Below are 13483 nucleotides of genomic sequence, written 5' to 3' on the forward strand. Positions count from 1 at the left end.
ATTACTGATTACGGGATTTTGTTTACTTTATTTGATGTCCAAATAATATATTAACTAGGTCCTCAAAGGGGCATTCAATGAGTACAGATTCGCAGTCAGATAGTTCAAGGTCCTCATCTGATTCAGGTGAGGATAGTGATTCAGCGGAGGAATTCGATATTATAACACATACACATTTGGAATCCAAATTGCAAAACCAGTCTGACCATCAAATAGGGGGTGATTCCCAAGAGGTTCTAGAAGAGAAGTTGGAGCGACTTTGTGAAGAGATCTGGTCGAATGCAACTGATATTGCAGACCGAGATGACCGCAGTAGAGTACAGCCGAGAGACGTGGATAACGCCTATCAACAGTTACTCAAGCCCCATAATATGATACATCAAACAATCTCTAAAGTTGATAAAATAAAGTGGGAGTTGGAAGACGTAGCAGATCAATCACCGTTCTCTAGTGAAGATGACTGAGAATCAGTTCTTCTTTCGGGAAGACTATACTCTTGAGGAGATGGAATCTCGTATCCGCGCGGGTGAGTTTACTATCGATAATGCACCGGTATACGAGATACTTGATGATACACAGTTAACGCCAGACGAAGCAGAGGATGCTGGAAAAGAAGAGATTCTGAATATTCTCGGTGATGACCTATCAAGTGAGGACTACTATGATTTTATTGAAGAAATGTTTGAGAAATATGGACATGAGGGGGATCGATTTAATCAACAACTGTTCAAACTTCCTCCAAACCACGATTTGAACAATCTTAGAGACTCCTTAGAGAGATTTGAAGGGGGGCCACTTGGACAGCCCTTCGATAGTATTCTTAGTCAACCTCTTTATCTAAATGAAATAAAGGAAGAAGGTTCGAAGATCGATCTTCGGTTTAATACTTCAGTTGATATGGAGGAGTACGAGTCAGAAGAGGAGATTCCAATTCAAGTAATAGACGAGGAGGGCAACCGAGTGGATGAGATATCAGAAGACAATGCAGTTAGAATTCCTACGAGAAGCCGAATTGAGGCCCGAATATATCCTAACCAAAAGATGATCTCCATCTCAAATTCTGAGATTCCAGTCCGTCTTCAAAAAGAAATATTCACAGTAGTGCTCTCAATTATCACGGATAGTTCGACTGATACTGAGGACCTGATTGAGGTGGACGATGAGTAGCAAAATGCCCCCAAATTTGTCTCTCAATCTTGAGGGAATGGAGCTCCTCACCATCCAGTATATGCTTGATGGTAAAAACACAGAGTATGGTTACAAATTCAAGTTGCTTGGTCTAGATAAAGCCAGTTTCTCTGGGTCGCGGGATGAAGATATGCTTGATACGAGTCTGGTCCAAACGGCTGAAGAGGCAGGAGACCTGCGAAAAGTGAAGTTTTACATCCACCATGTTGAGTCGCCAGAGAAATCCAGAGCGGTAAAACTCAATTTCTACGAGGATGGACACATAACCTCTGGGAGTGAGATAACACCCGAAGAATTCGATAAGATTGTGGAGGCGATCTCGGCCACTAAGACCTACTCAAGATATCTCAATTCGCTAGACGACTTGATTGATGATTATATTACTGAGATCAATTTGAAAGGAGAACGTGAGAAGTACCGGAATCGAGTTTCTCACGCCTTCGAAGAGTTGTCCTCTAATGAACTTAATGTCTCTTCAGATCATGTTGTTGACTCATACATACACAGTATGGTTTTAGCGAATATTGGAATTGGATTGTATAAAAAATCAATATCTGGATCTGACTTAGACTATGACCCCAGCATGGTTCCTACCGACTGGAACCCGTATATCTCGAAATTCTTTGAAAATTATGCTCAGTATCAGATGGAGGGTATCCCAGAGGAAGCACACAATTTTGTAGTGTCGAATATAAACAAACTGTTAGACGCTGTTGATCCAACTGAAGAGGGTTATAGTGCCATAACACTCCTCGAAGAGGCTCAACAACAATATGATCTCTAGAGACCATGAGAAGGTCATTGACCACTGCATTACGGGGTCATCACTAGGGATCAGTTTGGCAAAAAGATACTTTTTGAAGGAAGAGATTCTGGAAATAGCATCGGAGGCGGGGATCGATTCATTCGAATTTACTTCATTTAAATCCTTTCTGAATACTAAATCAAAGGGGTGGTGTGAGCAATGTGATGAGATGTTTACCGACTGTGATCACCCCTCTAGTGTACGATACTCAAAAACAGTCTATACACTGGATTTGGAAGCGATTGCGCGCGCTACTATAGAAACAGCAGCAACAAGTGGTCCACTATCGGATCACACATCACAATCAGCTTCATGGGGACTATATCGAGCGAAATCAGAGTTTGGACAGAGGACAGTGTGGTTTGAGTTCTTCGAGGATCAGGAGCGGTTGGAGCTTGCAGACCTCGATCCACTCAATCTTGAGTTTCCTGTTCTACTGAGAGATTTTGCCAGTTCATCATACGAGGACTACCGATTTACTTGGAGAGAATTGCTTTCCAGCGACTTTGGTGGCAAACTCTCTAGTCAGGTCTCAAAAATCAAAAATAAGACTACTGCCGTATTCGCGGAGTACGATGAGCCATTTGTGTCGGAACATAGGACAGAAATCAAGACTAGTATCGAGGATTATTTTGAAAAGTCAGGATACACCGTCTCAACAGAAATCGCGAAACATTGCTCAGAGATTGAAAAGTATGGTATCAGTTCAGAGCCAGCGGATTTTATTTGTATAAATGACAAGCATTCTCAGGAAAAAATTCTGATTAGCCATGGAGATCTTCGTGACAGTGGTTGGTACGTTCATAAATTCAAAAATGGTGAGCTCATCTCCATTGAAGACGATTCCGTATTTGAGGATTTGTCGGAACAACTAGCCAGCAAAATATCATATCGGAAATCGATATCTGAACAACTTACGAGTACTTCAAAATATGTTCAGATACTTACTGCAGTTCTCGTAGTGGTTACTAGTTATATTATGGTAATCAATGTGGAGCAAGTCCGAGGCCTTCTCACAGAATACGTGTCGGTAGGGCCATCCGAGCCAATAATTACAGGAGGGATATTTGTACTTCAGATACTCGTTGCAGTCTCATTATTTATACTGTTGTCAATGCCGTATCTCAAACAAATGGTCTTCTCTTGGGAAATGTATCCTACAGGAGAGAATCGACCGAACTGGGATATATTACAGCACTCAAAAATTAGGCATGGTCAATAATTAAACCACTCTAAAATAGGAATTCAATTTCTGTACGATTACCACTGTGGCATCCTCAGACAAAATACGATCTTTATTGGTAATATCCCAAGAAGTATATCAAGACTTCGCAGAGACGATTTGCAACCACTCGAAGGACATCACTGAGAAGAGTTCTCCAAAGGCTGGACCCGGAAGCAACGAGCTCGTGTTTCCTAATCTCTGACAACATAGGGATTAAGATCCTACAAGTCATTTAGTTGAATACTGAACGGATGCCAAGAGACCAGCAACACAGTGATGAGAAGCTCCTGAATGACGTGAGGAGAGTTGCTAAGCTTTGTAGCCGTGAGCCGCCGCGCAAAAAGGACTACACTGAGCACGGCGAACATGCGCCAAGAACTGTAACACTTCGATTTGGCGGGTGGAACGAGGCAATGAAGGAAGCAGGCTTCGAGCCACGGTCCGCAATTAAGGAGACGCGGGACCGGCCGTCAACATGCCCACTCTGTGAAGAGGTCGACGAGGGCTTAGACTTCCACCACTGGAAGTATGGTGAAAATGAGATGGGATGCTATCTTTGTCGAGAATGCCACGATCTCGTTCACGAGGGTGATGGAAAGGCAAAGCAACCGGGGTGGCTTCCAGCAGCAATCGAGAATCTCGTCACCCATCACCTCAAAAAACATGATAAGAGGGATGTTGACAAAATCATCGAGAGATACAACCTACCGGACGTTGACGATCTCGTCCGGCGAGAGTTATGACTCTAGTGAAACATATGGATACGTGGTTCCGCCACTCGCATCTAGCACCCCACCAAGGCGGATCAATCAACTAGAACTAACTTGGACGTGCTTCAACCACCAGTATGGACGTAGAACTCGAACGCTTAATAGATGGTCTCCTCACCGACATAGCTTGCCCCAACTGCGGAAATGAGTTTGTCATCCGAGCAAACAGACTCTCCAAAGAGGACGACAATCTGTACACCACCCCACACTCCTGCCCCGGATGCGAAGCGGAGTACGAAATCACTGTGGAAAACGACGGGCAATTCGTCAGCTACGAAGCTAACCGATTTGACGAAGATGAGGATCACCCGAGTATGTTCTCCAGCGCACGGAAGGAATCACTTCACAGACAGACGCATCCCATCAGAGAACTCGTAGAGGGCTTCGCTGAACTAAATGCGGCACTTGATATCCTTCAGGAGAACAGAGAGCGCATCCACGACGCTTGTGACATCTTTAGAGACGAGGGATTAGACGACCAAGGAGCAGAGTTTGACCGCCGGGTCAACACTGACGTCCATAACTACTTGGCGAGCGCCTACACTTTCAACCAAATCCTCCAAACAATCGAACCAAACATCCCGACTGACGGCCCCGTGGAGGAAGCGAAGGAAGAATTTGAGGACGAAGAACGAGTGATAATGGGGCTTAGAGTATACGCGCAGCACAACCTCTCACTTCCCTTCGGCTACGCCCAATTCATCGACGAGAATACGGCTAGGAGAGAAATGACGTTAAGCGTCGACTTGGAGGAAGTGAACGTCATCGAATCCGATATCGACACTTACGGGCCCGACGGGTACAGAGAAGGCGCAGATCACCACTACGAGAAAGTCGAAGGCGACACAATCAACATCGAACGCCGCATCAATTTGCACTACGAGGCCGCCAAAGAACTTGTTGACGCCATCGGTGAACACGCCGAGGCAGAACACGGTAACGAGTTAGAAGACTACCGCGAGTCAGTGACCTACGACACAGAACGCTGATGTGACCTCCGAGTCAAACGACTCATCATCGGTCACAATTAGATTTGAAGAAACAATTCACTTTGTGAAAAGACGGAGAATACAATCATAGCGAATCCTAACCCACGAACACGTTGGATTCGCACCTGTCTCATACGATTGATTCTATCTGTTATCCAAGTATCGATAATAAAGATCGATTCAATCTTTTGTGAGTGATCATCTAGAATAGAATTACCTGGATCAGCCGCGTCATCCCAGACTGAATAGACAATAGTGCCCTGAGTGAATGCCTCATCTCCGTTTTCATTCGTATATCCGATTAATGGGACACGAAAAGCCTGAGATTCACCACTGAGTGTTTGGTCCCAATTTTTTGATACGGTTTCGCGTACTAGCTCGAAGCCGTCCGTATTCGTAGTTATTATTCCTTCTTTTGATAGTTCTTTACGACTGTTTTGCAACTTGTCGATCTTTGTTTGGTCGACTATCAGCCGCTCAATACTGGGAAGTGTAGGAAGGATCACGAATGCAGGACCCAAAACGCCAGACAATATACCGGCTATTGTAACCAGACCGACTCCCATTATGGTTAATTCTGTCATGGAACCCTCTCGTCGAACTGAAACACATTAGAGAGTCGGCAAATAAGTGCCGGAGACTGAGTGCCGCACCAGTTGACCGAATTAGTTCGAAACAGTACTAAGGGGCTGGCCGGGTTGAAACCCCCTAATTCAAGCATATTCTCCGTCCGAATCAACCAACCGTTGAGTGGTCTATATTGGTTCCGAAAATTTTCACCGACGTTTTATCAGGTGTCAAATTACAGTTCAAAAGAGACATGAGCGAATTTAATATTGATCGAGACCGACTAATCGCGGTCGTTCGATATCCACAACAGGGTGACCCTCTTGCTGTATCGTACGCTATTGCCGAAGCTGAAGCTGGTAATGAAACGCAAATTACTGTGTTCGACCCCTTTTCACGAGAGATAGAGGAGTCATACCAAATACCGCTTGCGCCGGGGATTATTCTCTCGGCCCTTGAGGAGGGCAACGTTGAACCATCCGATGTGAAATCGATGGAAGGAGTTGAATTATACAACGGATACGACGCCGAACAACCTGACCGCTCTGACTACCTACCGGACGACATCGTGGAGAATGACAACGATCTCGGTGCAACATTCACTACCGCAAACAATATTGATGATAACGATGACAGTTATTCTGAAAATTCCAGATAGACCACTGTGTTGACTTTCTTCACAAGTATCGGCCGCAAATGGTTTGTGATGATCTTAACAGAGATCCAGTGGGCTATAACTCCGTGACTACTTTCGACCCGCTCACACCCCTTCCGGATCGAAGTTCATCACGAGCCGCTCTTTCGCGTCCTTCGACGACCCGCGTTTCCCGTTGTTGATGAACCGCTTCTCGTCGCGATCGAGCACGTACACGTCCTCGAAGCCCCCTGGTAGGTCCTCGTACGAGCAGATCCAGTCGCCCTCCAACCCCGTGAGTCCGTCGACGAGCGCCTCGTGGTCGATCGTGTTCACGAGGTAGTAGTCCTCGTACCCCACGTACGGCGGGTCGCAGTAGAACACAGTGTCCGCGCTGTCGTACTTCTCGAAGACCTCGGACCAGTCGAGGTTCTCGAGGACCACATCCGCGAACCGGTCGGCGAACTCGTCGAGACGATCGACCTTGTTCGCATACGACTGGGCCTGACTCCGGACCTTCGAGGTCCCGAACCCAGCTCGCGAGTCGTACGTCCCACCCCACTGCGTGTACCGGAGGTAGAAGAACTGCCCGGCGCGCTCGATCGGGTCGGCGGGCCGGTAGCCGTGGAAGAACTTGTGCGCCCACTCGTCGTAGATCTCGCGCGAGTACGGCGTCCGGTCGAGCCACTCGACCAGCTCCTCGCAGCGGTCGCGGAGGACCTCGAAGAACTGCACGAGGTCGCCGTCGCGGTCGTTGTACACCTCGACGTCGCTCGTGTCCGAGTCCTTGTTCGCGAGGACGCCGGCTGCACCGCCGAACACTTCCACGAAGCAGGTGTGCTCAGGCGTCTGACCGAGGATCCACGACGCGAAGCGGCTCTTCCCGCCGGGGTAGGGAAAGACGGCGTCCGGCATCACCGATCACCCTCGAGGCGCTCACCGACGACGCCGGCGACGCGCTCGACCCAGTCCGGGACGTCGGCGCCGTGGACGCTGTCGCCCTCGCAGAAGATGCGGCTGATGTCGAGCGAGCCGCCGATAATCCGCGCGTCGAGCTGCCAGTCGTACTGGTTCGCCGCCTCGATCTCGATGCGAAGTGACCCGTTCGCGTCGACGCTGACGACCGCGAGGGCGTAGTAGGGACCGCGGTAGCCGCGGGAACTGCGAATCCCTTCGGCGACGAGGTCGACGTCGAACTCTTTTGTCTGTGCGCTGCCGCCGTGGACCGGTTGCTTAGAAGCCATACTGACGGCTGGTCGCCATCAACGGTTTAGCCTGACCCGTGAGGTTCCGAACGGTTCCGGATGGTCGCGAAGTGGGAGCCGTCCCCGAGTTAAGCGAGTTCCGAACGGTGTTCCGAATGATCGACGCCAACGAGACTGTACCGCTTCGTCCCCCGATCCCACTCGACGTCGACAAGGTTGTAGTGCTCTAGTTTCGGCAGGTGATTTTCTCGGAGGTACCGCAGCGTCACCGGGTCGGGATGTGCCTCCTCGTAGCGGGCGTACAGCTCCTTCTGGATGAGCCCGTCCTCTTCAGCGAGAACCTCGTACAGCACGCGCTGGTGATCGTTCAGTTTCGAGATGGTCTTCTGGCGAACCTCGCGCTCGGCGTTCGCGACGGCGTCCTCGACGAGCCGCGCCGGAATCGCCGACAGCCCCTCGCGGCTGGCCATGCGTGCACCGACCCGCAGCGCCGCGATCGCCTGCCGCGCGTCTCCTTCGGAGAGGCGCGCGATCCGTGCGAGCACGTCCTCACCGACGGCGTTGGGACCGAGCCCCGCACGGGCACGGCGAGAGAGGATCTTCGCGATCGTGTCATCGTTGTAGGTGTCGAAGTGGACGCGGTAGGCGACGCTGATCCGGGAAGTGATTCGGTCGTCGAGGTCTGCGAGGAGATCGACCTCCCGATTCGCGATCCCGATCCAGGAGAGCCCGCGGATATCGTGGAGATCGTAGAGCACCTCGGTCCCACGCAGTTGGTCCGCTTCATCAAGGATGACGACGCCCGGCCCGTGGAGGTTGTTCTTGATCAGGTCGATCAGCCGGCCGGTCGAAGACGATCGCGGCAGCGCTGCGCCGACCAAGTCTCGGGCAAGTTGCTCGAGGACTGCGTTCCGGGTGTAGTCCTGCCAGCAGTTCACGTAGGCGTGGGGGACGTCGAGGACCTCCTGCCGAAGTTCGCGAACGGCAGCCCTCGCGACAGTAGTCTTCCCGACACCGGAGGGGCCGAACAGGAAGCAGTTCTCGGCACGAAAGCCGTCTTCGATCGGCGCGAGCGCGTCCGTCACCTCGTTCATGTGGCGGTTCCGACCGACGATCGAGGTGGGGAGGTGATCGTCGTCGAACACCGTTCCATCGCGTATCACGTTTCAGTCGGTCACGGTGCGAGAATATAAGCCGACCCCCCAGTGTTCCGAACGGTTCCGGATGGAGCAGATAGAATCGGTGTACTGAATACAATGAATGAGTCCGTCACACCCGTGAAAGCCCATTTTCACGGGGCAATTTACAATATTTGAAAATGGCACCGGTGACTACTTGACACATAAAATTGATTTACACACACTATGTCAGGCTATCCAATTGCACATAGAATCAATGCCGGACAAAATGGCTATTTCGCCAAAGATTGGTACACTCGACAGCAAATTAGCGTCGGGCATGACCTCGGCGATCACAGAAAGCAAACAGAAGAGAACATCCATGAGAAAGATGATACACAACACAACTACGTCTCTCGATTCCTTGGATGTCACCCAGATGAAGAAAAGAACCTCCATATTGGAGAGAATATCATTGCCTACGCACCAAATCAAGACATCCTCTTAGGAATTGGTTCAATCCTCAGCGAACCCTACTATGAGCAAAATCCCCGAACCCTTACCACCCAGGACATACACCATTATTGGCGAGATATCGTCTGGCTACCTTGGAGCAAACCAGTCGATCGGGACGAGATTGGAGCTATTTCTCCCCGGTTCAACGAAAATGGAAAACACCGAGCCTATCCCACCAGTACATTAGAGCGGTACAATGGTGACTTCACTGGATTAAAAGAAACAATCGAGAAATGCGAACAAGTGGATCTCAACCGACTGTAGGGTCTTCTTCTGAATAAGATCATACCGTTCCTGTTTTCATGATCGATTAGAATCCCCCACTGCCGACTTGTTATTCGTCTAGTCTCGTTGGCGCCACTAATCGGTGACATCCCTTATTGCCAGTGTGAACACAACGGTCGAATTACTCGGTCAAGCAGCGGTAATTTATCCTGTTACCTCCCACATGGTTTCACAGAATGCCCGACTCGCCTTGGCAGGACAAAGACCGGCTATACAAGCTGTACGTAGAAGGCGGTCTCTCGGCTGCTGCTATTGGTGAGGAGTTGGGTTGCTCCGATGTCACCGTCTTAGACTGGCTAAGCAGGCACGAGATCCCCACGAGAAATCCGGACCCGCCACGGATGACAGGAGAGGATCATCCCCGCTCAGTATCGAAGGAAGATATTCTAGCTGATTACAAACGAGTTGCAGAGGAACTCAGCAAAACGCCCACCCAATCTGAATATGATGAGCTCGGAGAGTACTCTTCTCAATCAATACAATCTCATTACAGCACTATGGGCGCTATACAGGACGCTGCCTCTCTTGAGCGCCTCAGAAAGGGGCGAGTTATCCTCAAGTGCGAAGCCTGCGGCGACGAGTACAGTGTGAAACACGCAGAGAAGGACAAAAGTCGGTTCTGTAGCCGCGACTGCCTCGGTCAGTGGATGTCTGAGAATATGACCGGGGAAAACAATCGCTACGACTACAATCAGACTGAGTTCACCTGTGAGTGGTGCGACGAGACGTATTTCAGAGCTGCGAATAGGGAGGGGAAGACCCGTTTTTGCTCTCAAGAGTGCCTCGTCGAATGGCGATCTCGTGAATACTCTGGCGAGAATCATCCTCGGTGGAAGGATAACGGGGACTACTATCGCGGTCCAAATTGGCACGGTCAACGGGCCAAAGCACGTGAGCGCGATAACCACGAGTGCCAAAACTGTGGCAGAGACTATTCAGACCTCGACGTTCACCATATCATCCCGTTTAGCGAGTTTGACGACTACGAGCGGGCGAATCGGCTTCAAAATCTCATAACGCTATGCGATAGCTGCCATTCAAACGTTGAATGGGGAAATATTACTGTACAGTCGAAGCTCGGGACGTTCAGCGAGTAATTCATTCTCTGTATTCCGCAAGATCTTCAAACAGTCGGCGGTTCAGAATTCCAACAGGGCCCTCTCTGCCTGTTATACTTCCAGTTTCACTCTGTGCCCATGGCTCACATCCTTTACGTTGACTACTAGTGCTACAGATATGGCAACGAAGAACTCGGGAGAGAGAATTCGGCGCCGCGACGTATTCGTGAACCTCGCTGAAGAGCTACAACTTCGACGATCGGGTGTCCACAGTGCGAAAATGGCAGAGAATCTATTCAGGTTCGAGGAGGGTCGAGACCTCGTCGGGATCGGGCACGAGGCTGAGCGAGCGATCTACTATGAGACCGCTTCACGATCGCTTGTCGCAGTTCAATTCGACAAGCACGGGGTGTACGCCGGTGAGCAGGAACTTCTCCAGCGTGAGCTCGACGAGCCAACAGCATGGGTCGAGGCGTCCGGTAGCGAACTTGTGTGGGTCCACCCGCGGTATCGGTGATGCGCTTTCGTGTCGAAGCGAGAAAACCTAGATCTGATCCGATATCATGATCTGATGATCTTCGGATCCTCGGATCCTCGCAGGAAACGCCCTTTCTCCTGCTATGAATTAATATACTATCCGCTCAAGCTATTCTCGCAAACATGGGACTTGGAAAGTATATCGACCAGATGGCGTGGAACGAGGAGCACCCAGCGATAAAAGATACGCTAGATCAGATGTTCGACGAACAGTATCCTGCGACCCTGATACAGGAAGAACTAGCTGAACAGTTGGATGGAGTCTCTATCGACGTCGAATCATATGAACACCTCCCATACACACCCTACGAGTACGATAAGACTCCGAAGCTGGCTCGAAAGTGGGAAGCAATGCTTACTGAGTACATGCTTTGTGAACACTCCCGCCCCGACAAACGATACCAGCAGTCCGCTGCGAGAGCAACTGAACATCTCGATTGCTCTGCTGCCGAGTCAGTGAAAAGCGGGCTCACGAGGGAGACGTTCTACGAACCGTTCAAGGTGAGTCCGGACGGGTCTGAGGAAATCATCTCTATCTCTGCTCCATCTGCTGAGTTGATCCGCGGTATCCTCAAAGAGGCGGAACGGATCCTAAGACAAGAGCCGGATATCATCGAACAGATCCAAGCTCACCACCGTTCCTGAACGAACGATACCTTTGCGGGTTCAGTCGTACGTGGTGGATATAGACGGCAGATTATACAATCAGAAAATACTCACACCCGCTCTCGAGTACCGAGCACATACCCGAGGAACACGATCGCCGCGGTGCCGGCGAAGGTTTCAATCCCCGCAACGACGCTCGTGAGTCCTGGCGGTGGAGTCTCCGGTGGCGACGTTGTAAACGTCACGACGCTGTAGTACAGACTCCGCCCGATCGACATCTCTCCCACAAAATGGTATACGGCGGCAGACACCAGATAGAGGACCGCCATCACACCTGTAATCCAGGTAAGCTGTACCCCGTATCCAGTGAACACCTTGGATAAGATCGAGCCGAACCAGGCGGCAATTCCTCTTACCCCTCCCTCAGCGAACGCTTCCTTACGCCGGGCGCGGCGTTCTCGAACGCGAGCGCTTCGAGCGCGGCCAATCAATCCGTTCATGCTGTAGGCAGTTCGGAGTTCGTGATTCGTGCGAGCAATAATTTCGTATGGTCGCTTCTCAGATACGTAATCAAATTCGCTGAGTTCATTCATTATTCTCCTATCAGGCACACCGATCCGCGTGTCTCGAGCGAGTATTACGCCAGTCAAATCAGTATCACCAAGGTTCGCGTCGGTAAGATCGGCACCTCTGAGATCCGCGTCGGTGACGGCGGCGCCGAAAAGATCCGCGTCAGAGAAGTTGGCACCTCTGAGGTCCGCGCTATGGAGATCGGCTCTGGTGAGGTGTGCTTCGGTGAAGCCCACACCTCTGAGGTCCGCGCTACGGAGGTTGGCCTTGTCGAGGAGTGCACCAGTGAGATCGGCACCCGATAGGTTAGCGCTATAGAGGTTGGCCTTGGTAAGGAGTGCATCGGTGAGGTTGGCACTCGAGAGGTCCGCGCCAGTAATGTTGGCACCTCTGAGATTCGCGCCGGTGAGGTCGGCCCCATCAAGATTCACGTCGGTGAGGTTGGTGTTTTCGAGGTTTCCGTAGGTGAGGTCAGCATATTGGAGGTTTGCCTCAGACAGGTTGACGCCAGCGAGGTCGGCGTTTGGCTCAATATCTCCTGAGGTAACATCTGTGTCGTTGGGAATTCCATACTCGGAATCTGGCATATTAATCCATTAACACAATGGCTGATAATTGTCTGGACTAGAATCCTCGATGACCAATATTCTCGCTTTGTTATACACCACGTTTTGGTAAACCTATCAATCGGAGACATGTTTCAGCAGTCTTGCTCAATACAAGGAGCGAATCGGCTATCAGTCGGTCGTCACCCTGCCTTTACTGAGTGCTAAATACAAGAGAATATTTATGTAATATTCCATACTACTCGTCTGCATGTCTGAGGATGACAGAGACAGTGACGAGTATGTTATTCTTTCAAGAAAGCCAGTGGATAGAGGGGAAATAGACTCCGAAAAACCTGTGGTTGTTTCAGGCTTAGCCCTCATAGTATTCACTCTTATTTATATGGGTTTAATAATTATCCTGCCGCTTGGTATTATTCTAGAGGCAATATCCAACTACGTTCTTGATCCTCGAGGTCTGGGAGTCGGATTTGCTGATCGACCGTTTGGTCTCAGCGAGTTGACTGCGATATACTGTGCTGGACTGTTTCTCATTCTATCTGATGTTCTCCGAGCAGGGTCGAAGATGCTGTCTCAATATGTGCCAGAAAACAGACTCGATCATATAATGAAATCGCATCCTCGAATATGGGGTAATTTATTAATATTCGTAATTATCATCCCAGTCGTCGTTGTCGTGGTAACAACTCTTGCAGCGTCACAGCTTTCTAACCCAGAAGATCTGTGGGAAATAATGATGTCAGGATATACTGGGGCAATTATCGGTGCTTACAGACAAATTGCGACGCATATTTTGCCAGAATATTAAGAAGTGTTACTTCTAATAAAGAAATCCAATCTAGCG

At 50.0% G+C, this 13483-nt stretch carries 17 protein-coding genes; 12 read left to right on the forward strand and 5 right to left on the reverse strand.

What is annotated here, in order from left to right:
• The first annotated feature begins 77 nt into the window (after positions 1-77).
• The 6 genes from C461_RS15355 to C461_RS04555 all read left to right on the forward strand — a co-directional run bounded on the left by C461_RS15355 (position 78) and on the right by C461_RS04555 (position 4977).
• On the forward strand, positions 78-464 hold the full coding sequence (locus C461_RS15355; RefSeq protein ID WP_152418321.1) for a hypothetical protein: 387 nt from the start codon (positions 78-80) through the stop codon (positions 462-464).
• The gene (locus C461_RS15360; RefSeq protein ID WP_152418322.1) at positions 457-1167 is read left to right on the forward strand and encodes a hypothetical protein; all 711 of its coding nucleotides are present in this window, start codon (positions 457-459) and stop codon (positions 1165-1167) included. Before C461_RS15355 ends, C461_RS15360 begins: the two co-directional genes overlap by 8 nt.
• Entirely contained in the window at positions 1160-1972 is an 813-nt protein-coding gene (locus C461_RS15365; RefSeq protein WP_152418323.1) for a hypothetical protein, read from the forward strand. The genes C461_RS15360 and C461_RS15365 overlap by 8 nt, the downstream gene beginning before the upstream one ends.
• The gene (locus tag C461_RS15370; protein WP_152418324.1) at positions 1962-3215 is read left to right on the forward strand and encodes a hypothetical protein; all 1254 of its coding nucleotides are present in this window, start codon (positions 1962-1964) and stop codon (positions 3213-3215) included. The genes C461_RS15365 and C461_RS15370 overlap by 11 nt, the downstream gene beginning before the upstream one ends.
• A 254-nt stretch (positions 3216-3469) precedes the next feature.
• A complete protein-coding gene (locus C461_RS15375; RefSeq protein ID WP_152418325.1) occupies positions 3470-3961 on the forward strand; it encodes a homing endonuclease associated repeat-containing protein in 492 nt (163 codons plus the stop codon).
• A 104-nt stretch (positions 3962-4065) separates the two neighbouring features.
• Positions 4066-4977, forward strand: a complete 912-nt coding sequence (locus tag C461_RS04555; RefSeq protein WP_007999050.1) for a hypothetical protein — start codon at positions 4066-4068, stop codon at positions 4975-4977.
• A 38-nt stretch (positions 4978-5015) separates the two neighbouring features.
• Here the strand turns inward: C461_RS04555 and C461_RS15380 are convergent, their stop codons facing one another.
• Complete coding sequence (locus tag C461_RS15380) at positions 5016-5561, reverse strand: hypothetical protein (protein ID WP_152418326.1); 546 nt, start codon at positions 5559-5561, stop codon at positions 5016-5018.
• Between the two features lie 236 nt (positions 5562-5797).
• Here C461_RS15380 and C461_RS15385 point away from each other — a divergent pair, with 236 nt between their 5' ends.
• Complete coding sequence (locus C461_RS15385) at positions 5798-6202, forward strand: hypothetical protein (RefSeq protein WP_152418327.1); 405 nt, start codon at positions 5798-5800, stop codon at positions 6200-6202.
• Between the two features lie 102 nt (positions 6203-6304).
• Here C461_RS15385 and C461_RS04560 read toward each other — a convergent pair whose 3' ends face one another.
• The 3 genes from C461_RS04560 to C461_RS04570 form a co-directional block, all read right to left on the reverse strand.
• A complete protein-coding gene (locus C461_RS04560) occupies positions 6305-7093 on the reverse strand; it encodes a DNA adenine methylase (protein ID WP_007999051.1) in 789 nt (262 codons plus the stop codon).
• The gene (locus C461_RS04565; RefSeq protein ID WP_007999052.1) at positions 7093-7422 is read right to left on the reverse strand and encodes a hypothetical protein; all 330 of its coding nucleotides are present in this window, start codon (positions 7420-7422) and stop codon (positions 7093-7095) included. The genes C461_RS04560 and C461_RS04565 overlap by 1 nt, the downstream gene beginning before the upstream one ends.
• A gap of 89 nt (positions 7423-7511) precedes the next feature.
• Positions 7512-8477: a Cdc6/Cdc18 family protein gene (locus C461_RS04570; RefSeq protein WP_049906349.1), complete on the reverse strand. Its 966-nt coding sequence runs from the start codon at positions 8475-8477 to the stop codon at positions 7512-7514.
• A gap of 270 nt (positions 8478-8747) precedes the next feature.
• Here C461_RS04570 and C461_RS15390 point away from each other — a divergent pair, with 270 nt between their 5' ends.
• The 4 genes from C461_RS15390 (at position 8748) to C461_RS04585 (ending at position 11542) form a co-directional block, all read left to right on the forward strand.
• A complete protein-coding gene (locus tag C461_RS15390; RefSeq protein ID WP_152418329.1) occupies positions 8748-9281 on the forward strand; it encodes a hypothetical protein in 534 nt (177 codons plus the stop codon).
• Positions 9282-9478: 197 nt separating this feature from the next.
• Complete coding sequence (locus C461_RS15015; RefSeq protein WP_080506251.1) at positions 9479-10399, forward strand: HNH endonuclease; 921 nt, start codon at positions 9479-9481, stop codon at positions 10397-10399.
• Positions 10400-10538: 139 nt separating this feature from the next.
• Entirely contained in the window at positions 10539-10877 is a 339-nt protein-coding gene (locus tag C461_RS04580) for a hypothetical protein (RefSeq protein WP_239639087.1), read from the forward strand.
• A gap of 143 nt (positions 10878-11020) precedes the next feature.
• Complete coding sequence (locus C461_RS04585; protein ID WP_007999056.1) at positions 11021-11542, forward strand: hypothetical protein; 522 nt, start codon at positions 11021-11023, stop codon at positions 11540-11542.
• Between the two features lie 71 nt (positions 11543-11613).
• Here the strand turns inward: C461_RS04585 and C461_RS04590 are convergent, their stop codons facing one another.
• Positions 11614-12660 carry a pentapeptide repeat-containing protein gene (locus C461_RS04590; protein ID WP_007999057.1) on the reverse strand — a complete coding sequence of 349 codons (1047 nt, stop codon included), beginning with the start codon at positions 12658-12660 and terminating at the stop codon, positions 11614-11616.
• A gap of 229 nt (positions 12661-12889) precedes the next feature.
• Here C461_RS04590 and C461_RS15395 point away from each other — a divergent pair, with 229 nt between their 5' ends.
• Positions 12890-13447: a hypothetical protein gene (locus C461_RS15395; protein WP_152418330.1), complete on the forward strand. Its 558-nt coding sequence runs from the start codon at positions 12890-12892 to the stop codon at positions 13445-13447.
• The last annotated feature ends 36 nt before the right edge of the window (positions 13448-13483 follow it).

Origin of the sequence: Halorubrum aidingense JCM 13560 (assembly GCF_000336995.1) — an archaeon.
GTDB lineage: Archaea > Halobacteriota > Halobacteria > Halobacteriales > Haloferacaceae > Halorubrum > Halorubrum aidingense.